At 65.0% G+C, this 24,895-nt stretch carries 21 protein-coding genes; 16 read left to right on the top strand and 5 right to left on the bottom strand.

Annotation, left to right across the window (positions count from 1 at the left end):
* Positions 1–10: 10 nt before the first annotated feature.
* Positions 11–769 carry a porin family protein gene (locus GAU_RS19400; protein ID WP_015895613.1) on the bottom strand — a complete coding sequence of 253 codons (759 nt, stop codon included), beginning with the start codon at positions 767–769 and terminating at the stop codon, positions 11–13.
* Positions 770–826: 57 nt separating this feature from the next.
* Entirely contained in the window at positions 827–2,059 is a 1,233-nt protein-coding gene (locus GAU_RS21500) for an alanyl-tRNA editing protein (RefSeq protein ID WP_015895612.1), read from the bottom strand.
* 47 nt (positions 2,060–2,106) lie between these two features.
* On the opposite strand from GAU_RS21500, the gene GAU_RS19390 reads away from it, so the two are divergent.
* Together GAU_RS19390 and hrpB are read left to right on the top strand one after the other, a co-directional pair.
* Positions 2,107–4,605: a S41 family peptidase gene (locus GAU_RS19390; RefSeq protein ID WP_015895611.1), complete on the top strand. Its 2,499-nt coding sequence runs from the start codon at positions 2,107–2,109 to the stop codon at positions 4,603–4,605.
* A gap of 53 nt (positions 4,606–4,658) precedes the next feature.
* A complete protein-coding gene (gene hrpB, locus GAU_RS19385) occupies positions 4,659–7,208 on the top strand; it encodes an ATP-dependent helicase HrpB (RefSeq protein ID WP_015895610.1) in 2,550 nt (849 codons plus the stop codon).
* Between the two features lie 282 nt (positions 7,209–7,490).
* Here hrpB and GAU_RS19380 read toward each other — a convergent pair whose 3' ends face one another.
* Positions 7,491–8,669, bottom strand: a complete 1,179-nt coding sequence (locus tag GAU_RS19380) for a pyridoxal phosphate-dependent aminotransferase (RefSeq protein ID WP_015895609.1) — start codon at positions 8,667–8,669, stop codon at positions 7,491–7,493.
* Positions 8,670–8,756: 87 nt separating this feature from the next.
* Between GAU_RS19380 and GAU_RS19375 the strand changes: the two genes are divergently transcribed.
* The 10 genes from GAU_RS19375 (at position 8,757) to cysM (ending at position 17,786) form a co-directional block, all read left to right on the top strand.
* Positions 8,757–9,782, top strand: coding sequence for a lysylphosphatidylglycerol synthase transmembrane domain-containing protein (locus tag GAU_RS19375; RefSeq protein ID WP_015895608.1), 1,026 nt, complete (start codon positions 8,757–8,759; stop codon positions 9,780–9,782).
* Entirely contained in the window at positions 9,779–10,714 is a 936-nt protein-coding gene (gene yedA, locus GAU_RS19370) for a drug/metabolite exporter YedA (RefSeq protein WP_015895607.1), read from the top strand. Before GAU_RS19375 ends, yedA begins: the two co-directional genes overlap by 4 nt.
* A 114-nt stretch (positions 10,715–10,828) precedes the next feature.
* Positions 10,829–11,191, top strand: a complete 363-nt coding sequence (locus tag GAU_RS19365) for a hypothetical protein (RefSeq protein ID WP_015895606.1) — start codon at positions 10,829–10,831, stop codon at positions 11,189–11,191.
* A 280-nt stretch (positions 11,192–11,471) separates the two neighbouring features.
* Entirely contained in the window at positions 11,472–12,083 is a 612-nt protein-coding gene (locus tag GAU_RS19360) for a MarR family winged helix-turn-helix transcriptional regulator (protein WP_015895605.1), read from the top strand.
* Between the two features lie 50 nt (positions 12,084–12,133).
* Positions 12,134–13,306, top strand: a complete 1,173-nt coding sequence (locus GAU_RS19355) for an aminotransferase class V-fold PLP-dependent enzyme (RefSeq protein ID WP_015895604.1) — start codon at positions 12,134–12,136, stop codon at positions 13,304–13,306.
* The gene (locus GAU_RS19350; RefSeq protein WP_015895603.1) at positions 13,303–14,289 is read left to right on the top strand and encodes a 2-hydroxyacid dehydrogenase; all 987 of its coding nucleotides are present in this window, start codon (positions 13,303–13,305) and stop codon (positions 14,287–14,289) included. Before GAU_RS19355 ends, GAU_RS19350 begins: the two co-directional genes overlap by 4 nt.
* 81 nt (positions 14,290–14,370) lie before the next feature.
* A complete protein-coding gene (locus GAU_RS19345; protein ID WP_015895602.1) occupies positions 14,371–15,243 on the top strand; it encodes an alpha/beta hydrolase in 873 nt (290 codons plus the stop codon).
* Positions 15,244–15,272: 29 nt separating this feature from the next.
* Positions 15,273–15,992, top strand: a complete 720-nt coding sequence (locus GAU_RS19340; RefSeq protein ID WP_015895601.1) for a DUF2461 domain-containing protein — start codon at positions 15,273–15,275, stop codon at positions 15,990–15,992.
* 64 nt (positions 15,993–16,056) lie between these two features.
* On the top strand, positions 16,057–16,869 hold the full coding sequence (locus tag GAU_RS19335) for a VC0807 family protein (RefSeq protein ID WP_015895600.1): 813 nt from the start codon (positions 16,057–16,059) through the stop codon (positions 16,867–16,869).
* A gap of 5 nt (positions 16,870–16,874) precedes the next feature.
* Positions 16,875–17,786 (top strand): cysteine synthase CysM, encoded by a 912-nt coding sequence (gene cysM / locus GAU_RS19330; RefSeq protein WP_015895599.1) that lies wholly within the window; start codon positions 16,875–16,877, stop codon positions 17,784–17,786.
* A 29-nt stretch (positions 17,787–17,815) separates the two neighbouring features.
* Here cysM and GAU_RS19325 read toward each other — a convergent pair whose 3' ends face one another.
* A complete protein-coding gene (locus GAU_RS19325) occupies positions 17,816–19,102 on the bottom strand; it encodes a FecR domain-containing protein (protein WP_041265737.1) in 1,287 nt (428 codons plus the stop codon).
* Between the two features lie 242 nt (positions 19,103–19,344).
* Between GAU_RS19325 and GAU_RS19320 the strand changes: the two genes are divergently transcribed.
* The 4 genes from GAU_RS19320 to GAU_RS19305 all read left to right on the top strand — a co-directional run bounded on the left by GAU_RS19320 (position 19,345) and on the right by GAU_RS19305 (position 24,377).
* Positions 19,345–20,694: an amidohydrolase gene (locus GAU_RS19320; RefSeq protein WP_015895597.1), complete on the top strand. Its 1,350-nt coding sequence runs from the start codon at positions 19,345–19,347 to the stop codon at positions 20,692–20,694.
* Positions 20,695–20,739: 45 nt separating this feature from the next.
* Entirely contained in the window at positions 20,740–21,189 is a 450-nt protein-coding gene (locus tag GAU_RS19315) for a hypothetical protein (RefSeq protein ID WP_015895596.1), read from the top strand.
* 134 nt (positions 21,190–21,323) lie between these two features.
* Positions 21,324–22,988: an ABC-F family ATP-binding cassette domain-containing protein gene (locus GAU_RS19310; RefSeq protein WP_015895595.1), complete on the top strand. Its 1,665-nt coding sequence runs from the start codon at positions 21,324–21,326 to the stop codon at positions 22,986–22,988.
* A 102-nt stretch (positions 22,989–23,090) separates the two neighbouring features.
* A complete protein-coding gene (locus tag GAU_RS19305; protein ID WP_015895594.1) occupies positions 23,091–24,377 on the top strand; it encodes a universal stress protein in 1,287 nt (428 codons plus the stop codon).
* A gap of 67 nt (positions 24,378–24,444) precedes the next feature.
* Here GAU_RS19305 and GAU_RS19300 read toward each other — a convergent pair whose 3' ends face one another.
* A complete protein-coding gene (locus tag GAU_RS19300; protein ID WP_015895593.1) occupies positions 24,445–24,663 on the bottom strand; it encodes a hypothetical protein in 219 nt (72 codons plus the stop codon).
* Positions 24,664–24,895 lie beyond the last annotated feature (232 nt).

Raw genomic sequence — 24,895 nt, 5'->3', positions numbered from 1 at the left:
GAGGGGGCAATTAGAACCCGAGGCCGAACACCACTGAAAAGCCCCGGTTCTTTGGCGATACGTTGGCCGTCGACTCCTTGGCAATCGAGGAGAAGCCCTGGCTGTATCGCGCCTGCACAAATACGGAGCGGCCCAGCAGCGATCCCGTCAAGCCGGCGCCGGCGATTCCGCTGATATCGGTCTTGGAGAACGGATCACGGGATGCCGCCTCGCCTTCTTCGCCCAGGTCACCCTCGTCACAGCCGGTGCTCATCGATCCGGCTCCGCCCACCTCGAGACTCACCTTGCATGAGGCCCGCATGGAAAACGACGGACCAAAGGTCACGAACGGATGCCAACTGTTGCGGTTGCCGAGGTCGATCCGCGCCAGCACCGGGATCTCCACATAGGCCAGACGAAATCCCATCGTGAGGCCGTCCGTGCCATCGAGTTCTTCCGGCATTTCCATGTTCGTCTCGAGCTTCCCGCCCTTCTGCGAGTAGTGCACTTCGGGCTGCAGCGACAGCGCGCCCTTCACGGGAATGGTGGCGAAGAGGCCACCCTGCAGACCGATGCGGCTCTTGCTGGTGAGCACGTCCATGCCGACATCGGCGGACTTGTCGAGATCGGTGATGGAGGTGAGTGCCGGGCCGGCCAGCGTCCCGAACCGCGTACCCTGCGCAGTGGCAGACGTGGCGAGACTCGCTGTGGCAATAGTTGCCATAGCAGCGGCGAAGACAACAGGCGACGCGACGGCGCGACGCACGGAACGAGCGATGGTGAACGGCATCTATGACTCCACGGTGAAGGGGGCCGACACTTCGCCATGGAGGACGGCGCGCGTCGGCTAGAACCCGAGCATACGGGCGACCGCGTCCAGGGTTTCGCGCAGATGCGCATTCCCATCGCTGCCGCCGGGGACGGCTCCCTGCGCGACACGCGGAGAACCACCACCACGGCCGCCGACGGATTGCAATGCGGCGCGGAGTTGCTGCCCCGCGTCGATGGACACATCGTCGGCCGTTGCGAGCAGTACTCCACCCACCGTGGCGCTTGTCACCAACACCACACAACCACCGCGCGCGGTGAGTTGTTGGGCCAGGGCTTCGGAGTCTTTCACCGCACCATTCACGGTGAGACGCACACGGCGCACACCGTTGGCGTCGGGTATGGCGGCATTCCAATGCGCGAGTGCGTCGTGCGCCGCGAGTGCGAGCGTGGTGCGCTTGAGCTCCCGTTCGAGATCCTGCAGACGCTGCTGCATCTGTTCGACCAGTGCCGGCACGTCGTGGGGTGCGGCCGACAGCGGTCGTGCAGCCCGCGTGAGCAGATCCGCGTCGAGTCGTGCGCGTTGCACCGCACGATGTCCGCAAACAAACTCGATGCGTGTATGCCCGCGGGTGCGTTCGGCGCGGCGCAACAACACGGCGCCGATTTCCGCCGTGCGCGCCACATGTGTGCCACCACAGGCACTGCGATCGAGTCCGTCGATGGTCACGATGCGCAGCGTGCCCGATCGATCACTGGCCTTGCGCAGCCCCGACGCCGTTTCAGCGTCTTCATAGCTCACCGATACTTCGAGATTGTCGAGTGCCAGCGCGTTGGCCCGCTGCTCGATCTCGATCAACTGCGCCGGTGTCACCTCGGCCGCCGCCACATCCACCGTGGAAGTGATGTCGCCGAAGTGCACACTGACGGTGGGCCATCCGTACCGATCAGCCATCAGCGCTGACAGCAGGTGCTGCCCGGTATGCTGCTGCATGTGATCAAAGCGGCGTGCCATATCCACCAACCCCACTACCATCGCGCCAATCGGCAGCCCCAGCGGTTCGGCCAGGTGATGCGCCACACGTTCGTCTTCGTCCACCACATCCACCACGGAAATATCCGCCAGCCATCCCAGGTCGTGTGGCTGTCCGCCCGATGTGGGATAGAACGCCGAGCGATCGAGATAGACGATCCGTCCATCGCCAGCGACGCCGGTCACGGTGGCACTGAAACGAGCCAGGGTGGCGTCGTCGTAATAGAGTCGCGCGGTGGCGGAGGAACCCGTCGACGAAGCGGCAGACGATTCAGACATGAGCGGAGGCAGGTGGCAGATCCGGACAGTGGAGTATCTTAGGCAATATGCCACTTCGCGATCTGCGACCAGCCCCAGCGCGGTACCCGCTTCCGCGAGTATTCCCGCGAGCGCTTCCACGGCTGCTGTGCGCCACGGCGTTCCTGACACTGGCCGCGTGCCAGCCATTGGGTGGTGCACTCGGCAAGTCTGCCACGCCGGCCGGCCCATCGACCGAGCTGATCGAACGGCCGATCGAAACGCCTCGTGTCAGCATGCCCGATGCGCCGGCCGATCCCGAGCCCGATCCAGCAGCATCAGATTCGGCGGGTGTGGCGCGTCTGGTGCAGCTCACACACGTGTGGCACCTCGTGTCGCTGCATCATCCCGCGGTGGCGGTGCGCGGCGCGCCCTTCGATTCGGCATTCATCCGTGCGGTGACCTTGGTGCGGCGGGCGCAGGATCCCGCGCTGTTGCAGGTGGCCTACGCCCGGTTTCTGGCCGCACTCAACGATCCCCTCACGCGGGTCGAACCGCTGCAGGCGGCTGGCACGGCCGATCGTGGGAGTGCGGCTGATGTGGCCGCTGGTGAGATCTCGGTCGAGCGCACCGCCGACAGCATTTTGGTGGTGACGATGCCCACCGCCACCCGCTATTCCTCGCGCGCTGAAGTGGCGCTGCGGGACGCGTTGGTCAGCGCACCTGCCCGCGTGGTGCTGGATTTGCGCACCAGTGGCCCGGCTGCCGATCCGGACAGCCTCGACGCGTTCATCGCTCGGATGGAGTTGGGTGAACGCCTGGCTACCGTGCCGTTCTCCCGCAGTACGGTCCGTGTGCGCCGGGTGGGTGGCGCGCGGGATGTGCAGGGTACCTGGACCTACGACGATTCGTGGCTCGGCCGTGATGGTGTATTGGTGGTGGCGCGCAGTACCACTCCGAAGCGCGTGATGGTGATCGCCAGTGCGGGGACGGTGTTGCCTCGTGCCGTGCTGGGTCTGATCGCGACAGGGCGTGGTACACTGATTGGCGAAGGCCCGCTGCGCGATGACGCCCTCGTACCCAGCGTGCAGGTGGGTATCGGTCAGGGGCTTGCCGTGCGCATTCGCACGGGCGAAGTGGTACACGTGGACGGCAGCAGTGGTGTGCTGGCCGATACCACGGTGGCGCTGGCCGCATCGGGTGTGGCGGCGGACAGTGTGCCGGCCATGCGCGCGGCGCTGCAGTTGTTGCGCACGGGCCGCAGTGTACGGGCCTCGCGTATGCCCGTGGTGCGCTCGCCGGCGGTGTTGCCCAGCTACTACGACACTGATCCGTATCCGTACATGGGTGCGCGGGTGCTGGGTGCGGCACGTCTGTGGAGTGCGATGCGGGCGCGGCATGCGCATCGTGATCTGTACGATGAAGACATCGACATCGCCTTCGAGCGCGCGATTCCGAAGCTCGAAGCCGCCCGATACGCCCATGAATACGCGGCGGCGCTCACGGGATTTGTGAGTGTATTCGACGATGCGCAGGTGCACCTCACAGGTGCATCGGCCGATTCGGTGCGCGGTGTGGCCAGTGTCCCCTTCCGCGTACGTTGGGTGGATGGTCGGGCCCTGATCACCGATGTGGTCCGTGATGCCGATACGCAGACCTTGGGACTGGAACCCGGACTCGAGGTCACCGCGGCGGATGGTTTCCCGCTGCCAGCCTGGATTCTGGAACACCGTGGTCGCGTGGCCGCACCGAATGACTGGAGTCGCATGCATCAACTGATGCAACAGTTGCCATACGGTCCACCGGGACGCGCGCTGTTTCGGGTGCGGGACATGTCGGGTCGTGAGCGGCAGATCGATGTGCCACGCCGAGAGAGCCATGTGCCCCTGCTGGCCACCATCGAGCGGCCATGGCAGGCTTCGTCGCGTGCGCTTTCGTCGGGCATCGTGTACATCGATGTGAACCGGCTCACCGAGCAGACGGTGGGACCGGAGCTGGCGCAGCATCGCAATGCGCGCGCCTGGATTCTCGATCTGCGTGGAGCGCTGCCCGATACGAGTGCGGTGTTTGCGCGGATTCTGTCGGCAGTCCGTGCCCGCCCAGTCGCCGTGACGGCGCGCGAGTTGCACCGCTATCAGAGCGCACCGTGCCTGGTGGCGTCGCTGCGTGAGGCCACACAGCAGTGTGCGGATGAACGCGAGATGCGCGCGCGGGTGAGTCGCGGCGATACGACTGGACACTACGCGGGTCGCCTGGTCGCGCTGCTCGATGAGCGCACATCGGGTACCATGGAGCGCCTCGCCATGGCGCTCGAAGCCACGACCGACGTGACATTCGTAGGCAGCACCACGGCAGGTTCTCCGGTGGAACCGGTACGTCTGGGACTGCCGGGGCAGTTGAGCATCGGCATTCCGGCGGCGGAGTTGCGTCGTGCCGATGGCGCGCAGTGGCAGCGTGTGGGCATCACGCCGGTGGTGGAAGCGCGCATGACGGCGCGAGCATTTCGCACTGGCGCTGACGATGTGGTGGAACGTGCGCAGCAATGGTTGCTGCAACAGCTCGATGGCGCCACGCGACGTCGGCGCTGAATTGGCGCTGTGCTTCCGCACTGAACACTCGTACTGAGCACCCGACAAACACGGTGTCGCGCCAGCTCACGCCCCTGCCTATCGACAGCGCGCTTCCGGAACTCCTGGCTGCGTTGCAGCAGCGTGCCGTGGCCGTACTGGAAGCACCACCCGGTGCCGGCAAGACCACACGAGTGCCACTGGCCTTGCTCGATACGTCGTGGCTTGGCACGCAGCGCATCGTCATGCTGGAGCCGCGCCGGCTCGCGGCCCGGGCCGCCGCCACATACATGGCCCGTCAGTGCGGAGAATCCGTAGGCGGCACGGTTGGATATCGGGTGCGCGGCGAAACACGCGTCTCGGCTCGTACACGCATTGAAGTGGTCACTGAAGGGGTGCTCGCGCGTCTGCTGTCGGCCGATGCCACGCTCGATGGCTATGGTGCGGTGATTTTTGACGAGTTCCATGAGCGCTCGCTGCACGCTGATTTGGGGCTCGCGCTGGTGCTGGAGACCCAGCAACAGCTCCGCGCCGAGCTGCGCGTGCTCGTCATGTCGGCCACGCTCGATGGGGATGCGGTCGCGGCGCTCATTGCCGATGCCGGCGGGGCAGCGCCCGTGGTGCGCAGTGCTGGTCGCATGTTCCCGGTCACCACACACCATCGGGCATCGCGAGCCGACGAACGCGTGGAGGCCACGACCAGTCGCGTGATTCGGGAAGCGCTGCAGGACACCGAGGGTGATGTGCTGGTATTCCTGCCAGGGGCCGGTGAGCAACGGCGGGTGGCGGAACGCCTGCAGGGCGGTCAGGATCTCGCGCGAGTGCATGTGCACGTGCTGCATGGCAGCATGCCGCTGGCCGAGCAGGATGCCGCGCTCGCGCCAGCTCCTTCGGGGTGGCGCAAGGTCGTGTTGAGCACGAGCATCGCCGAAACCAGTCTGACGGTGGAAGGCGTGCGGGTGGTGATCGATGTCGGGCTGTCGCGCATTCCGCGTTTCGATGCCGCCGCAGGACTGACGCGACTGCACACGGTGCGGGTGAGTCGCGCGTCGGCCGATCAACGCCGAGGACGTGCCGGGCGCACCGCTCCTGGCAGTTGCTATCGGCTGTGGGACGTGCACGAAGAACATGTGATGCCCGCTGCGACCCGTCCCGAGATTGTCGACGCCGATCTGTCGTCGTTGGCGCTGGAGCTGGCGGATGCCGGCATCGGTGACCCATTGCAGTTGCGGTGGCTCGACGCGCCAAAAGCCGCGCCGTTTGCGGCGGCACGCGCGCTGCTGACACAACTGGGGGCCCTCGATGCACAGGGACGTATCACGCCGCATGGCAAGCGCATGGCTTCCATGCCACTCGCACCACGCCTCGCGCATCTGCTGCTCATGGCGGCCACGCGTGGTGAAACAATGGCCGGTGCGGCTATCGCGGCGCTGCTGGAGGAACGCGATGTGCTGCGTGCCGACGGCGGACGGCCACCGGCCGACCTGCGATTGCGCACCGAGTTGCTCCGTCGTGATGGCGACGGGGGCACATCGGCCGGGCTGTTCGGAGCCAGTGTCGATCGAGATGCGACGCGTCGTGCGCGGCAGAGCATGCAGGACCTGCTCCGGCGCGGAGACTTTGGTGCCGTCGACGCCAAGGCGCCGTGGTCGGACGACGATATCGGTGCGCTGCTGGCCTTGGCATTTCCCGATCGGGTGGCGCAGCGACGCAGTGGTCCGGAGCCGCGCTATCTGATGCGCAACGGCAGTGGTGCGATCCTGGAGAAACGCGACGGATTGCACGATGCGCCTTGGCTGGCCATCGCCGAACTGGAAGGCCAGCCGCCCGAGTATCGCATCGTGCGTGCCGCGCCGATCACCCTCGAGGAGATCACGGCCGATTTTTCCGAGCAGTACGTGCGTGAACCACGCGCCTGGTGGGACGACACCACGCGGTCGGTCCGCGCGACACTGCGCACCACACTCGGCGCGCTCGTGCTCGAGGAAAAGCCGTGGCGTGATGTGGCGGCCGATACCGTGCGGGCCGCGCTCATCACACACCTCCAGCGCATCGGAGTGGATGCGTGGCCGTGGTCGGATGGCGCGACGCGGCTGCGCGAACGATTGATGTTCCTGCATCGTCAGGATGTGTCGTGGCCCGACGTGTCCGACGACGCGCTGCTGGTGTCACTCGAGGAATGGCTTGGTCCCTTCCTCGAAAACGTGCGCAACTGGTCTCAGCTCGAATCGCTGGACTGGCACGAGGCGTTGGCGTCGCTGGTGCCCTGGTCGCAACGCGCGGCACTCGATCGCCTTGCACCGACCCACATCGAAGTCCCCAGCGGCTCGCGCATTGCCGTGGACTACCACGACACCGAGGCGCCGGTGCTGGCCGTGAAGCTGCAGGAGTGTTTCGGCTGGACCACCACGCCCACATTGTTCGATGGACGGGTGCCACTCACCATGCACCTGCTGTCACCGGCACAACGACCGGTGCAGGTGACGCGTGATCTCGCCGGCTTCTGGAAGGGTAGCTACTTCGAAGTGCGCAAAGAGCTGCGCGGACGCTATCCGCGGCACCCTTGGCCTGATGATCCACTCACGGCCGTCCCCACGCGGCGCGCCAAGCCAAGAGGGCAGTAGGGGCGCTGGGACCGCAAAGGGCAACTGCAAAGAGCAACGGAAAGGGTAACCGCGTTGCGCTGCTGCGCAGCGCGGAACAAAGCATGAATGAAAAGAAGGGAATGGCTATCAGTTCGCTGTTCAATTCTTATGCAAAAAAACCTGATCGCTTCAGAGTCTTTTCATGCACGCGCCAGGCGACCTGCTGTGTTCCCTTCAATTCATGCGGTTTTCCGCGCTGCGCAGCAGCGCAACGCGGTTGCCCTTTGCAGTAGTCCCTTTGTGGCTCTTCTTCGTCCCGCCCTACGCAAACGCCCCCGGCAGTACCTTCACGAACGCCTTCATTTCGTCGGGCGTGCCGATGCTCACACGACACCAGTCGGTGTAAGGGGGAAATGCACGACCCACTGCAAACCCTTGCTGCAGGAAGTACTTCTGCACATCGGCCGTCGGCTTGCCAGCGTGGAAGAACACGAAGTTGGTCTGCGAAACGGTCGCCTTGCGTCCCGCCGAACGCAGCGCATCCAGCAGCATGGTGCGCCCTTCGCGGTTCTTCTGCTTCACGAATGTCTGGTATTCCGTATCGCGCAGGGACGCCGTGGCGGCGTGCAACCCGAACACGTTCGGGTCACCGGTCTTGTAGCGGTCGAGACGCGCAATGATGTCGGGGCGTGCCACCACAAAACCCACGCGCAGTCCGGCCAGACCGTGAATCTTGCTGGCCGTGCGTGATACGATCACCGATTCGCCCTTGAGCACCAGATCGATCATTGATCGATGGCCCGGCACGTCCACAAAATCGATGTACGCTTCATCCACGATCACCGGCGTTCGTTTGGCCGTGGTGGTCACAAAATCACGGACCGTCGCGTCGTCGTGCAGCGTGGCGGTCGGATTGTTGGGATTGCACACGAACACCAGCTTCGTGCCGTTGCCGATCTTTGCGTCCATCGCATAAAAGTCGTGATCCATGCGATCGTCGAGCGGCACCTGGCGCACGGTGGCCTTGAGCGTGGAGGCGTAGCGCGGCAGGTCTTCGAACGTGGGGTGGGGCACCACGATCTCGCCGCCCTCTGCACCGTAGGCAATGGCCAGCATGGCCAGTACTTCGCTCGACCCCTGCGTCACCATCACATACTCCGGCGGCACACCCACGTGCGCGGCAAACGTGTCCCGCGCCTGCTGACGGATCGGCGGATCATACCAGCCGTGCTCCGACCAACTGTTCATGAGTGCGTCTTTTGCCTTCGGCGACATGCCGTACGGATTCTCGTTGTACATCAGCCGCACCGGACCAGCGGCGCGTCGTGCAGTGGTCGCGTCCTGTTCGAGGCGATGCAGCAATTCGGCGTACGAGACGCCACCCAGTACACGCGTGGCTTCGAGGGCCGGGAGCAGTCCGGGCAGGGCCGCTGTGGCGCCAAGGCCGAGGCCCGCCTGCAGCCATTGCCGGCGGGACAGCGAGGAGAACGGATCGCGCATGTTCAGTGAGAGCGGAGGGAGGTAACGGTCTGCGCTAATCGACAGCGTCGCGGTGGGGAGCGCCAGCGAGCGCGGCTATCTTGCGGCATGACCTGGCAACGCTGGCTTGTGACGGCCCTGTCGTTCGTGTTGATGCTCGGGGTGTCGGCCTATGTCGTTGCCGGACATTGGCCGGCCACCGGCATGCCCTGGCTGGCCTGGCCGGTGCACGCCGCCGCGCTGGCCACGGTGACGGCGGAGATCATCACGCGCGCCCTCAAGATCCAGGCGTCGGCCCGGAGCTGCGGCATTCCTCTCACATTTGGCACCGCGCTGCGGGTGTGCCTGGCCGGCGACTTTGCGGCGGCCATCACGCCGGCCCGTTCGGGCGCCGAGCCGGCACGATTTCTGGTACTGGCCGAGAGTGGGACCCCGCCGGCGTCGCGGGTGTTGGTGCTGTTCCTCGAGCTTTTTCTCGAGATGTGGTCGCTGGCGCTGGTGTGTGTCGTGCTCGCGGTGCTGTTCCGCGGGCGCGGTGCCTCGACCACCGGTCTTCTGGGGCTGGTGGGTGGCTACAGCGTATTCGTGTTGACCGTCGGCGCCATTGGACTCGTGCTGTCGCGGCGCAATGCCCATGGTCCGCCTCCTGCCTGGGCCCGTCGTATCGGACTGCACGCCGGGCGGTGGCGCACCATCCAGCACATGCTGCGTGGTCTGCGTGGCGCGGTGCACGCGCTGCGACACGCCAAGCCCGGTCTGATGCTGTTGGCGTTCACCGGCTCGGTGCTGCACGTGCTGTTCAAGGTGGCCACGCTGCCCATTCTGGTCTTCGTGGGGGATCCCACGCTCGCGCTGACGATGGACTCACTCGCACCATTGGTGCTCTGGCCCCTGGCGCTATTCTACGGTGGCGTGGTCGTGCCGGCGCCCGGCGGTGGTGGATTCATCGAAGGCGCGTTTGCCGCCACCCTGTCCGATGCCATTCCGGTGTCGATGTTTGCGGCCGCGTTGCTCTGGTGGCGCTTTTACACCTTCTATCTCTACATCCTCATCGGTGGGCTCGCGGCCGGTGATGCCACGTTGCGCGCCCTGCGTCGAGGGGCCGCGTCACACGCTTTGCCGGAATCGCCGTGAGTACACCAACACAGACCCCCGACACCACGGCGCCGGTTGTGCCGCGCTGGCAGTTGGTGGGCGGGTTTCTGATCATCTATGTGGTGTGGGGCTCGACGTATCTCGCCATCAAATGGGGCGTAGCCACCATTCCGCCGTTCGTGATGGGAGCGGCGCGTTTCCTGTTGGCTGGCGGGGCGCTCTATGCCTTCATGCGCGCGCGCGGGGCACCGCGACCCACGCTCCCTGAATGGCGCGCCTCGGCTGTCATCGGCGCCTTGCTGCTGTTTGTCGGCAACGGCGCGGTCTCGTGGGCCAGTCAGCGGGTCAATTCGGGACTCACCTCGGTGATCGTGGCCACCGTGCCGCTCTGGCTGGTGTTGTGCGAAGCCTGGCAGGGGCGCCCACCGCGTCTCGCGCAGGTGATCGGTGTGGCCATTGGGCTGGTGGGCGTAGGACTGCTCGTCTTGCCAGTGGGCGGTGAACGTCAGGCCGCCGTCGATCCCATCGGGGCCGCTGTGCTGGCCACCGGTGCGCTGTCATGGACCGTGGGGTCGCTGTATTCGCGCACGGCCAAACAGTCCTCTTCGGCCGCCCTGGCCATCGCCATGCAGATGCTCATCGGCGGCGCCTGCATGCTGGTGCTGTCCCTGGTGCTGGGCGAATGGCAGCGGGTCAGCCCGGAGAGCGTGTCGACGGCATCGCTGCTGTCGTTGCTCTACCTGGCGACTTTTGGTTCACTGATCGGCTTCAGCACTTATATGTGGCTGCTCAAGGTGGCCAGCCCCACCGCGGTGGGCACGTATGCCTACGTGAACCCGGTGGTGGCCGTGCTGCTCGGCGTCGCCCTGGGAGGTGAGCGTCTGCCCAGTCTGGCCTGGATCGCCATGAGCGTGATCGTGGGTGGTGTGGCGCTGGTCAGTCTGGTGGACGGTCGGCGTCGGAGCGCCTGAGCGACGGCACAGGCACGCCTTGTCCCACCGATTTTGGCTGAACGTGTCCCCGGCTGAATCCCTGGGCCGACCCGAGCCGTACGATGTTGCACGTCCCTTTACCGGAGCTCCATCGTGCGCACGCACATCAAGATTGTCGGACTCGTCAACCTCCTGTACAGCGCACTCGGCATGCTGGTCGCGGCCGGCGTGCTGTTCAGTGGCATCTTCGGTTCGCTGGCCACGTTCAATCCGCTCATCGTGGTGGTGGGCACCGTGACCGGACTGCTCGCGGCCACCGTGATTGGCCTGTTCAGCCTGTTTGGACTCATCGCCGGCTTCGCGCTGCTCAATCATCAGCAGTGGGCGCGCTACGTGATCCTTGCGGTCTCGGCCTTCCGCCTCTTCAAGTGGCCCTTCGGCACCGCGTTTGGCGCCTATTCCATCTGGGTGCTGACGCACGAAGAGTCCCGCCAGATCTTCGCCTTCAATAGCTGATGCCCCTGCGGTGCCATCCGGGCGCGTGATGCTCGCGCTCGAATGGGTCCCACTCGGCATCATGGTGACGCCCGCACGTTCCGAACCACCGGAGCGGCGGGCGTTTTGCTGTGCACGCGCCAATGAGGGGTGTCGGAAGACCATATCGATACGGTCCAGCGCCGGCGCAGTACGGCTGGCCACGAACATCACGCCGCCCAATCGCCGGGCGTGTACGGTCTGTACATTACCGAACGATGTTCCCTGTCTCCGTATACGCAGTGTCCTCACCCCCGACTGCATGAGCAAAGGCGACAAGAAGCGGCGCCGCGCGCTCGAAGCGTATGGCACCCTGCAGCGTGCCGCCACGATGGCTGCCACGCGCGTGGAAGATGCTGTCCACCCGTTCGGTCTGTCGGCGTCGCAGTACGGGGTGCTCGACACCCTCCAGCAGCGTGGTCCCGTGCACCAGCAGGAGCTGGCCGAGGCGCTGGGGCGCAGCAAAGCGCAGATGACGGCCATCATCGACGCGCTCGAATCACGCGGGTTGGTGCGTCGTGAACGGCACGCGGTCGACCGACGCTTCATCTCGGTGTACCTCACCGACGACGGCCGAAAGATGCTGGCCGAAGCGGCGCCGGCGCGCACCGACGCCATCGTGAGCCTCATGCGGGAACTGAGCGGAGACCAGCGCGCGCGTTTGACACGGCTCTGCCGTCGTCTCCTGCGTGTCCTCGATCCCAGCGAAGCCACCCCCGAGGATGCGGCGGACGATGCCGCCGAAGCGTCATCGCATGACGTGTCCGACGATGGTGATGACGACGGCGCCGAAGACAGCACGGCCGATGCGGATGACGATGACGACGATGAGAACCCGCGCGACGATACCGCGGATCGTTCATCGGCCAGTTGACGCTCCGCCCCACTGCTCTTTCCCCTTCAGCCGCGAGACCTCGCACCATCATGGCGGGACGTCATTTTCTGCAGATCCCCGGCCCGACGCCGGTTCCGGATCGCCTGCAACGGGCGATGCATCGACAGATGGAGGATCACCGTTCGGCCACGTTTCCGGCGCTGACCCGATCGATCCTCTCGCGCCTGCCGCAGGTGGTGCACCAGACGAAGGGAGAGGCGTTTGTCTTTCCCGCCACCGGCTCGGCCATGTGGGAAGCCGCTCTGGTGAACACGCTGAACCCGGGCTCGCGACTGCTCGCGCCCCGCTTCGGACAGTTTTCGCATCTCTTCATTCAGACCGCGCGCAATCTCGGACATCATGTCGATGTGATCGAGGAGCCGTGGGGCGAAGCGGCCGATCCCGCGAAGATCGAAGCCGCGCTGGCCGCCGATACCGCGCACGAGATTCAGGGTGTGTTGCTGGTGCACAACGAAACGGCCACCGGCGTGACCAGTGATGTGGCTGCGGTGCGCGCGGCGATGGATCGCGCGAAACATCCGGCACTGTTGTATGTGGACGGGGTGAGCTCCATTGCCAGTCTCGATTTCCGTTTCGATGCCTGGGGAGTGGACTGCGCCATCACCGGTTCGCAGAAGGGGTTCATGCTACCGGCGGGCCTTGGCATTCTCTACGTGAGTGAGAAGGCACTGGCCCGCGTGGACAGTTGCACCATGCCACGGGCGTATTTCGATCTGCGCGCCATGCGCACCAACAACGCGCAAGGATATTTCCCCAGCACGCCGGCGCTGTCGCTGTTGTACGGGTTGGATGAAGCGCTGACCATGCTGCTCGATGAGGGCATGGATCAGGTGGTCGCGCGCCATCATCGACTGGCCACCGGTGTCCGTGCAGCAGTGCGGGCGTGGGGGCTGCACGAATGCGCGCGTCGACCGGAGATCGCGTCGGATTCGCTCACGGCGGTCGTGGTTCCCGAGGGAATCGACGCCCGCACGGTTATTGACCTCGCCTTCACCCGCTACGACATCGCTCTGGGCTCGGGGCTCAGCGAAGTCGCGGGGAAGGTGTTCCGCATCGGACATCTCGGAGATATGAACGCACTGACACTGGCCGGCGCACTCGCCGGTGTGGAGATGGCACTGGCGGATGCTGGTGTGCTCGTGACGCTTGGCAGCGGCGTGGGTGCCGCACTGCAGCACTGGCGTGTGGGAGGCAACGCGTGAGCCTGTCCCGTCCTCGCGTGATTGTCACGCGCAAGATGCCGGCACCGATGGAAGCGCGCATCACGGAGCTGTACGATGCCGAGTTCAATGCCACCGACACCCCATTCACGCCGGAGCAGTTGAGCGCCGCGCTGCAGAATGCCGATATCGTCGTCACCACGGTGACCGACAAGTGGCTGCCGTCGGTGCTGGAGACCCCCAACCGTCGCGCCAAGCTGCTCGCCAATGTGGGTGTCGGCGTGAATCACATCGCGCAAGAAGCGGCACGTGCGGCGGGATTGATGGTCAGCAATACGCCCGATGTCGTGACCGATGACACGGCCGATGTGGCCATCGCCCTCATGCTGATGGTGATGCGCCGCCTCGGCGAAGGCGAGCGGCACCTGCGCACCGGTACGTGGGGCGGTTTGCGTCCCACGTTCATGCTGGGCCGCACGTTGCGTGGCAAAACGCTCGGCATCATCGGCTACGGTCGCATCGGTCGTGCGGTGGCTCGTGCGGCGCACGATGCGTTTGGCATGAAGATCATCTATCACGCGCCGCGTGATCCGCGCATTGATGATCCCTCCACGGCCGGACCGGCCGATGCCGTGCGGGTGGCGTCGCTGGAAGCTCTGCTTGGCCAGTCGGATGTGGTGTCACTGCACTGTCCGGCCACGCCGGAAACGCGTCACCTGATGAATGCGACCACGCTGGCCCAGATGCCGTCGCACGCGTTCCTGGTGAACACCGCGCGCGGTGACGTGATCGACGAAGCGGCGCTGGTGGACGCGCTCAAGAGTGGCCGCCTCGCCGGTGCGGGCCTCGATGTGTACGAATTTGAGCCACGTGTCACGGCCGAGTTGATGACACTGGAGAACGCCGTGTTGCTGCCACACCTGGGCAGCGCGACGATCGAAACGCGCACGAACATGGGCATGCGCGCGTTGTCGAATGTGGAGGCCTTTGTGGCCGGACGGGAATTGCCGGACCGGGTCGTCTAGCGGCGGGTCAAGGCGTAGGGAGGCGCGCACCCCCTCCCTACGTCGTATGCCGTTGTCGCCGTGAGTCATTAGCATTCACGCATGCAGCGCCCTGTCCACGCCGGTCTCGACGACACGAATCCGCCGACCCCCACGGTCGCGGGTTCGTTGTTGCATTTCGCCGGCATCACGTCGCGTTTCCTGTCACATCCGCACGATGTGACGGTGATGCTGCCGCCGGAGTATGATCAGCATCCGGATCGTCGGTATCCCGTCCTGTATCTGCACGATGGGCAGAACGTATTCGACGATCTGCCCATGTCGCCCTTTGGGGTGCAGTGGGGGGTCGATACCACAGCGCGTGCCCTGATGCATGCACGCGTGATCGAACCGATCATCATCGTGGCGATCGGCAATGCCGGCCGTGAGCGCATCGATGAGTACACCCCCACCCGCGACAGCATGCACGACGCGGGTGGTGATGCGGATCGGTACGGACAGATGCTGGTGTATGAGATCAAGCCGTGGATCGACCGCCAATGGCGCACCCGGCGTGGTCCGCGCGACACGGGTTTGGCAGGGAGTTCGCTGGGCGGATTGCTCACGCTGCATCTGGGACTGACGCACTCCGCCGTGTTCGGCAAGCTGGGGCTGCTCAGTCCGAGTGTGTGGTGGGACGACCGATGGATCGTGCGGCAGCTTGCCACCACCGGTGCCCGGCGCCCCGATCTGCGCATCTGGCTCGATGTGGGCACCGCCGAACATCGCATGTTGCGGGGCACGCGACTGCTCTATCGCATGCTGTTGCGGCTCGGGTGGCGTGTCGGTGAAGACCTGCACTACATGGAAGCCGAAGGGGCGTTGCACGATGAACGCGCCTGGGGAGAACGCACGGGACAGTTTCTCAGCTTCCTCTTTCCGGCGATCACGTCCCACAGCGATATCGCACGATCGATGTCGTCGGGCATGTCCTGACGCGGCACCAATCCAGCAGCGGGAGACCGATGGAAGGATTCACGCAGTTCTCGCCAAAGGCGTTCACATTCCTGCGCGGTTTGACCAAACACAATCGCAAGGAGTGGTTCGAGGAGCATCGCGCCGAATACGAGCAGTATCTCAAGGTGCCGTTGGCGCAGCTTATCGAAGAAGTGGATGTCCAGTTGGCGTCGATTGCGCCGGAGATCATCGGGTCACCGAAAAAGTCGGCGTTCCGCATCCATCGTGATGTGCGGTTCAGCAAGGACAAGTCGCCGTACAAGACGCACGTGGCCTGCTGGTTCTTTCATCGGGATGCAGGCCATGGCGTGGGCGGCGAAGCGGCACATGGTGGCGCCGGCTTCTACTTCCATCTGGCGCCCGAAGGCTCGTTCTGTGGCGGCGGTATCTGGATGCCCCCGCGGCCGGCGCTGGCAAAGATCCGGCAGGCGCTGGTGGACGATCTGGAGGGCTGGGAGGAGCTGGTCACCGACAAGGCATTTCGTCGGCGGTTTGGCGATCTGGACACCGAGGGAATGCTGACTCGCCCTCCGCGCGGTTTTACGGTCGACCATCCCTCGGCCAACTGGCTGCGCTACCAGTCGTTCACGGCCGGTTGTGAGCTGTCCGTGGAAGAGGTCACGAGCCCCAAGCTGCCGCAGACACTGAAGCGCCACTTTGCGGCCATGACGCCGTTTGTCCGCTGGCTCAATGGGGCCTTGGGGCTGCCGGTGTCCACCCGACGCTGAGGTTCCGGGCAGTTCGGTAGGCCCGGGTACCACCGCCGGGCCACCGGAGCGAGATTCCACGCTCATGTCGAAGTCGCTCAAGCTCACGCTGGATATCCTCATCGGTGCCGTCGCACCGGTGCTGATCCTCAAGTACGGCACCGCCCCGCTGGGGACGCTGCAGGCGTATCTCGCCGCTGCCTTGGTGCCTGTGGCGTGGGTATTGCTCGACCTGCTGGTCATCAGCCGCCGCTTCAACTTCATCACCACGTACGGCGGCGGCTCGGCGATCATGCGTGGCGCGCTGGCGTTCTGGTATGTCGATGGCGCGCTGTTCGCCTTCAAGGACAGCGCCAGCTACGTCCTGGCGTTTTTTGTGTTCGGCGTATCGGCCTTGATCGGCAAGCCGGTGACGCGCGCCATTGCCCTGCAGGGGCTTGGGCCCGACACGCCCGAACGCGAAGCGCAGATGAACCGGCTGCTCGATGAGCCCACGGTGCTGAGCGCCATGAAGAAGTCGGCGCTCATGATCGGTGTGACGAACCTCGGTGCCGGCGTCGTGAACTACATCATCAACTACAAGATGGTGCTGGCGCCGTTCAACACCCCGGCGTTCAACGATCAGGTGGCCAACGTCAACGCCATCACGCGCATCGTGCTGGTGCTGCCAGACATGCTGGCGCTGTTCTTTGCGTTCAGCCTGATGTACAAGACCATGTACGCCTTGCTGCCGGCAGAAGACGGCGCCGATCCGGATGCCGGAGAATTCTGGACGCTGCTCAAGCGGCGCGAAGATGCCATGGCCATGGTGTCGTTGGACCACGACGACGACACGCGCATCGCCGACGCACCGGCGCGCGCGGCACGCCAGGCCCGCGAAGAATTCGGCCTGAGTTGAGCGCCATGCCGCCGTCGTACGCCACCATCGACCGGACCATTGGCCGCACACCGCTCGTTCAGCTACAACGTCTCCCGAGTGCTGAGATCACAGCACGCGGCACGGTGATCCTGGGCAAGCTCGAGGGCAACAACCCTGGCGGTTCGGTGAAGGACCGGCCGGTGTTGTCGATGATCCGGGGCGCCGAACAGCGTGGCGAAATCCGTCCGGGTGATCGTCTCATCGAAGCGACCAGTGGCAACACCGGGATCGCCATGGCGATGATTGCGGCCATGACGGGCTACCGCATGACCCTCATCATGCCCGACAATCTGAGCGCCGAACGTCGGGCGTCGATGCGCGCGTATGGCGCCGAGTTGATTCTCACGCCGGCGTCGAAGGGTGGCATGGAGTACGCGCGTGACCTGGCCATGGAAATGCAGGCGCGTGGGGAAGGGCACGTGCTGGATCAGTTCGCGAACCCCGACAATCCGCGCGCGCACTACGAGACCACCGGTCCGGAAATCTGGCGCGACACCGAAGGGCGCATCACGCACTTCGTGAGTGCGATGGGCACCACGGGCACCATCATGGGCGTCACGCGTTTCCTCAAGGAACAGCGCAACGACATCACCATCGTGGGCGCACAGCCGGCGGAAGGTTCGCAGATTGCCGGTATCCGCAAATGGTCACCGGCCTATCAGCCGAAGATCTACGAGGCGTCGCGCGTCGATCGCATCGAGCAGGTCACGCAGACCGAGGCCGAAGACATGGCCCGCCGCCTGGCGGCCGAAGAAGGGATCTTCTGCGGGCCGTCGGCAGCGGGAGCGTGTGTGATCGCCCTGCGCGTGGCTGCGGAAGTGGAGAACGCCACGATCGTGTTCGTGGTGTGTGATCGTGGCGACCGATACCTCAGCACCGGCATCTTTCCGGGCTGAGCTGCTGCGTTTCTCCGCGGCAACACGCGCTACTTCTTTTTGCCTGCCGGTGCCGGTGGCACAGCGCTCGCATCACGGAACTCGATGCGATCGTTTTGCCCGAACGTGATGGCGAGATTGGCCGCCTGCGTGAGCGCCTTGGTGGCATCACCAGACGAGGCGAGCGCCACGCGCATCGATACCGGCCGATCACCGATGGATTCATCGGCCAGTTGCGCATTCAGGCCGAACCACCGCACCAGCTCCGGGACCACCAGCTTGAGTGGTGCCTTGTCGAAGACGATGGTGTCGCGGGTCCAGGCGAGCGCCACATCGCGTTCCATGCCTTCCAACGGCCCGAGCTGGCCATCGCGTGTGAGCCGTAGCCCTTCACCGGCCTTGAGCTCCTGCCTGGTGTTGCGCACACGATCGTGCACTGACACGGTGCCTTCGCTCACCTGCACGTAGGCGGTGGAGTCTTCCGGGTAATAGCGCACCGAGAACACGGTGCCGTGCGCGGTCACGGTGAGATCACCCGCACGCACGGCAAATTGCCGCGCGGCCATCACGGTATCCGGCGTCACCGCAAACGTGGCCGTGCCCTCGATCTGCACGGTGCGCTGTGAGTTGGCGAACTCTGGTGGTACACGCAGCAGCGACTCGCTGCCCATCGTGGCCTTGGTGCCATCACGCAGGGTGAGCGTGCCGCGTTGCCCCCTGCCTGATGTCAGGGTTTGTACTTCTTCGCCCTTGAGTGCACGGTCGACCGCCACGTTTTCACTGGAGCGTGTCATCCATCGCTGGAAAACGAAGATGCCGACGAGCACGGCCACCGCACCGATCGCCTGCAGCACCCATTTGGGGCGTGAGCCCACACGCTCCACATGAGCTTTGGCGTGTGCCCGTTTGACCGCCCGCGCTTCGGCGAGCGCCGCATCGTGATCAATCGCCGGAGCATGCACCTCGGCCAGCAACTGCCGCATGGCCTCCTCGACATCGGGCACCGTCACATGCGACCCGCTGTCGATACCGCTGCCGCGATGATGCAGCGCGGCATGTTTGCGTCGCTGCACACCGGCTTCCTGTTGGATCGCCTCTTCGAGAAAGGCGCCGAGTGCGGTGGCGTTCTGGAATCGGTCGCGTGCCACCCAGGCATCGAGCATGGCCTTGTGTGCCACCCGTCCACGGTAGTGGGCGAGATCATCGCCGAGCACATGTCGGGCAGCCGACAACAGGCTGTCGTACTGCTGCCGGTACAACGTGGCGAGCGCGTTCTCGTCGCCGCCGGCAAAACGCGCCGCAAGGGCGGCGTCTGGCGTGGGAAGGACAATGGACATGAGTACCCTCCTCCTGATGAGCGATGGGCCTCCTGCCGCGACGTCGATGGGAACGGGATACAACGTCGCGTGGTGTATTGATCCTGCAGCACGGTATCGCCAGAAGCAAACGGCAAATCGCCTATCGGCGTCGGGAATCACCAGCGCTATCGCCTGGCCCGAGCCTGGGATACGTTCGCTAGGATGGGCCTGAGCGGCCCTGACCATATCGCATCCGAAGACTCGTCCCGTACAGGCTCGCCATGTCTCGTCATTCCGCCCCTTCGTTCATCGCTCCGGTTCGTCGTCACATCACCGCGTTGTTGGCGGCAACGTTGTGTTCGGCGTTGCCGACCGTCGGTGTCGCGCAGGGCGGCGCATCGGCAGAGCTGGCCCGCACCATCGAAAGCCGTTTGACGGGGGTGATGCCCAAGGTGGTGAGCTGGCGCCGCGACATTCATGAACACCCCGAGCTGAGCGGTCAGGAAACGCGCACGGCGGCTCTCGTCGCGGCACACCTCAAGCAGCTCGGACTGGAAGTCCAGACCGGCGTGGGTGGCACCGGCGTGGTCGGACTGTTGCGTGGTGGACGTCCAGGCCCGGTGGTGGCGCTGCGAGCCGACATGGATGCGCTCCCCGTCACCGAACTGGTCGACCTGCCGTTTCGCAGCAAGGTGCGCACCCAGTGGCAGGGTGCTGAAGTGGGGGTGATGCACGCCTGCGGCCACGACAATCATGTGGCCATTCTCATGGGTGCCGCTGAAGTGCTTGCGGGCATGAAGGCCACGCTGCCCGGCACGGTGAAGTTCATTTTCCAGCCGGCAGAAGAAGGACTGGGTGGCGCGGCCGCGATGGTGAAGGACGGCGTGCTCACCAATCCGGCGCCGGCGGCGGTCTTCGGGTTGCACGTGTGGCCCACACCGGTGGGGTCCATCGGAATCCGCGTGGGGCCGCAGATGTCGGCAGCCGGCAACTTCACGATCATCATCAAGGGCAAGCAGACCCACGGTTCGCAGCCCTGGTCGGGCGTCGATCCGATCGTGGTCTCGTCGCAGGTGGTGCTGGGGCTGCAGACGATCGCCAGCCGTCAGGTGAACGTGGCCTATCTGCCTTCGGTCATCACGGTGGGGCAGATCGCTGGTGGCAATCGCAGCAACATCATTCCGGACAGTGTGGTGATGGTGGGCACACTACGCACCTTCGATGACGCGATGCGCGCGGACATCGCCGCCCGCATCACACGCACCGCTGAAGACATCGCACGGTCGGCCGGTGCCACCGCCATCGTGAAGATCGACAAGGGTGGCCTCGTGCAGGCCAATGACACCACGCTCACCGACCGCATGCTGCCCACGCTCAAGCGCACGGCCGGTGCGAATGGTCTGCAGATGATCGGTCCCATCATGGGCTCGGAAGACTTTCCGGAGTTTGCCCGCACCATCCCCAGTGTCTTCTTCTTTCTGGGCGTGACGCCAAAGGGCACTGACCTGGCAACCGTCGCCGTGAATCATTCGCCCCTGTTTTTCGCGGATGAAGGCGCTCTCGAAACCGGTGTACGGGCCATGGCCAACCTGGCGACGGACTATCTGAGCGGCACACCGGCACGGAAGTAGTCGCAGCAGCCGTCGCGACGACGCGACCTACACGGAGAACAGACCATGACATTTCTGCACGTCAACGTGATGTGGGCCATCGTGCTCTTCGGTGTCCTGCTCTGGACCACGGTGTGTGTGGTGCTCAACGCTGCCCTGCGTCGCGGCATGGGCATCATGGGACTGGTGCTCAGCTACGCGGTGCTGGCCTGGATGGTGTTCGACCTGCCACTGGTCGAGGCGTTGATCACGTGGTCGCTGTTCGCGGTACTCGGGGGCATGCTGACGTCGGTGTATGAGCTGTGGGCGCGCCGCCGCTACGCGGGCACCGGGCGGCGGCCTCGCCCCATCCTGCGCCTCACGGGGCTGATCCTCTGGCCCGCGATGGTACCCGATGCCTTCGGGCTCATGCTCAATGACGCGGGGATCATTCCCGCCGATGAGCGCAGTGAAACGCACCAGGAAGACACGCTCCGCATCACGGGCGAAATGACGGCCGCCAGTAAGCGCGGGTAGTATATTGCAGCACTGGCTTCGCACCCGGCGAAGCCGCCCTCTCGATGTGAGGAGCAGCATGGATCAGCACCAGGCACACGTCTCTTGCCGGCATCATGTGGATGCCGCGCCGCAAACGCCTGCCCGGTGCTTCCATGTCTCGTACTGCTTCTCCGTGGCTCGTTGCCACGCAGCTCACCGCGCTTCGCCCCGACGGTAGCGCACTTCTCTCCGACGTCACGCTCGCCGTCGCCAACGAGCGCGTCGGACTGATCGGCCCGAACGGATCGGGCAAGAGCACTCTGCTGCACCTGTTCAGCGGCACGCGCACGCCCGATCGTGGTGTTGTCGAGCGCACCGGTCGACTCGGCGTACTGATGCAGCGCAGTACGCTGCCGCCCCACGCCACCGTGGCTGATCTGCTCGGTGTTGCCGATGTCATGGCCGCTCTGGCGCGATGTGATGCGGGCCAGGGTTCGGCCGAGGACGTGCAGTGCATTGGTGATCGCTGGGATCTCACCGATCGTGTGACCGACGCACTCGCCACCTTCGGGCTTGGTCATATCCCGCTGGACCGCCTGGTGCACGATGTGAGTGGCGGTGAGCGCACACGGCTTCGCCTCGCATCCGTGTTGCTCGACGCGCCGGACCTCCTGCTGCTCGATGAACCCACCAACGATCTCGATGCCACACATCGGGACGCGGTGCATCATCTGGTTCGCTCCTGGCCACGGGGTTTGCTGGTGGCTACACACGATCGTGCGCTGCTGGAGCATGTCGATCGCATCGTCGCGATCGAACAGGGCACCGTGCGTAGCTATGGTGGCAACTGGGAGCACTACGTGGCGGCGCGTGATGCGCAGCGACTGGCGGCGGAACGCGAGCATGCCAATGCACTGGCCACGCGTGACCGGGTGCGCCGCGAGCAGCAGGCGGCGCGGGAACGTCAGGCTCGGCGCGATGCCGCGGGTCGCCGTGGACGTGCCGACGGTGGTGTGCCACGCATCATGCTCGGCATGATGCAGGAACGCAGTGAAAGCACCAACGCCCGGCTTTCGGGCACCATTGCGCGTGCCCAGGCCGATGCGGAGGCGCGGGTGCGCGACGCCCGTGCACGTCTCGAGGAACATGCCTCGCTGGCTTTGCCACCGGCCCGCAGCGGACTGGCCGCGGGCACTCTGGTGGTGGCGCTGCGCGACGCGACCATTACCGTGGTCGACAACATACCGTTGCTCGAGCATGTACATCTCGAAGTACGAGGCCCTGAGCGGGTGGCACTGGTGGGCGCGAACGGCAGTGGAAAATCCACGCTCCTGCGTGTGCTGGCCGGACGCCATCCCGTAGACGAGCGCGTCATCTATCGTGGCGTGCCCATGTCTTCCGTGGTGTTTCTCGATCAGCACGCCACGTTGCTGGATACTCACGCCACCATTCTCGATGCGATGCGGGCATCCTCTGTGGCGCGTGGAGAGCGTGTCGATGAAGAAACTCTGCGTGCCACATTGGCCCGGTTCGGGTTTCGCGCCGAACAGGCGGAACGCAATGTGCATCAACTGAGCGGGGGAGAACGCATGCGGGCCGCGCTCGCCTGTGTGTTGGGCGTGACCAACGAGTCAGCCCCACGTCTCCTGCTGCTTGATGAGCCCACCAATCATCTCGATCTCACCAGCCTCGAGGCGGTTGAACAGGCATTGCGTCGTTATGACGGGGCGCTGATCGTCGCGTCGCATGATCGCCACTTCCTCGACGCGGTCGGTATCACACGGATCGAGTCGGTATCCCGGTGGCATCCCCACACGATGTCGGACTATCCCGGATAGTGTGACGTGCCTCGTTGGCCGATGCTGAAGGAACCAAGGTGTTGTCCCTGTCGGTATCAGATGGACCGGAACAGGGAAACGCCTCCTTCAGCCGAGAGACCCATGGGCACGAGCGAGCCGCGTATCAACGACTTTCTGTCCACGTTCGAGCCGGTCGTGGCACCGCGTGGACCGTTGCTGTTGGCCAGCGACAGTGCACCGGCGTCGGACGCGGCGTTTCCCATGGCCCGCGCACTCGCCGCACACACCGGCGCACCGGTGCAGGTGATCAGCGCGCTCGTGCCGAACACCATGCCCACGTACGCGTTCGACGCGATGCCCATGCCCGGCGTGCCTGTCAACGTGCTGATGGCGACGCGGCAGGAGTCGTTGCGCGCGCAGATGGATCGCCTCGTGCCCGATGCCCCGTGGCCTGTGACGGTGCGCGGCGGTGATCCCGTGCGCGAGATCGTCAGGCAGGCTCGGGAAACGGAAGCCCGCGTCGTGGTGGTGGGTCGTGGCAAACACGATCTCGTGGAGCGCATCCTCGGTGGTGAGTCGGTGCTGCGGTTGCTCCAGCTTGGTGATACCCCCGTATTCGCCGTGAGCAGTGATCTCGAAGTACTGCCCAAGCGTGTCGTGATCGCCACCGACTTCAGCGTCTTCAGTATCTATGCCGCGCAGGTTGCGCTCGACTTCATTGCACCGGATGCCTGGGTGCAGCTCGTGCATGTTGCGCCGTCGCTGAGTGGCACGGCACCGATGCTGCGCGACTTCGCCGAGGAGTATCGCACTCAGGCCCGCAGCAGTTTTGCGGAACTGATCGCACACCTGCACCGTCCGGGGCTCACGTTCGACTCCGTACTGCTCGACGGCACGGCGTCGGTGCGCCTGGTGGAGCATGTGTCCGCAGTGGGCGCTGATCTCGTGGTCACGGCCACACACGGCTACGGCTTCCTGCGGCGCATGGTGCTGGGCAGTGTTGGCGCGGAGTTGGTGCGCTCGGCTTCGTGTTCGGTGCTTTGTGTACCGGGCAGTGCGCGCACACTGGCACAGGCCCGGGCACAGGCCGTGGCGCTGCACCAGCAGACACGCCGGCTATCAGTGGAGCGTCTCGATACGGAGCTCGCGGATTTTTCGGCCCGCAACGCAGGGCGCGAGTGCACAGTGGAAGTGCACCAGCCTGACATCGGTGTGCAGCCCATCGGGCACCATCTCGTTTTTGCCGGAGCGAGCCTGGATGGACCGGAAGGTCGGGTCATGCTGATGTTCGGAGACACCACGAGTGGTCACCTCACGCATCAGGTGCGCGGGCGGGGCCACGTCGACGTGATCGCGGACCAGGAAGGCCGCGACCGGGTGCTGCGCATCAGCTACAGCGACGGACAGACACAATTGGTGTTCGACTGACGAACAACTGACCAACAACTGACCGCCATGAGCGGCTCGTGGCCGGAGCCGCGAGCCGCTGCATGGGTCAGGACTTGGGACGTCCTTCGAGAGCCTTGGAGCGCACGGTGGCCATGATGCGCAGCATGTCCGCTTCACAGCGGGTGCGTTCGTCAGGCGTCCAGAGATCCTGATTCGCGGCGATACGGATGGAAGCCAGCATCTCGTCCACGAGTTCGCGGAGGTGCGGATTCTGGCGGCGTTCCGGTCCGTCGAAACGCGAGGGGGAAGGGAAGGCAGGAGTCATACCGCAATGTTGACGCAAATCACATGCCGGACAATACGTGAATCCAAGCCATCGGATATCAGGAAAGGCGCATGATTGACCGATCCGTCGCTGTGGGGTGGTGTATTCATACAACAAGACCCAAAGCTCGTGATCCAGAGCGATTGGGCGGTCGATGGTTCGCAGTCCCTGTACAAAACCGTGATTTGGGCTGCAACGGCACACGATCCTGACTACTACCATGCCTCCCTGC

The sequence above is a fragment of the Gemmatimonas aurantiaca T-27 genome (assembly GCF_000010305.1).
Lineage (GTDB): Bacteria > Gemmatimonadota > Gemmatimonadetes > Gemmatimonadales > Gemmatimonadaceae > Gemmatimonas > Gemmatimonas aurantiaca.
Note: the sequence above shows the minus strand (reverse complement) of the source record. Positions and strands in the feature narration are given on the sequence as shown.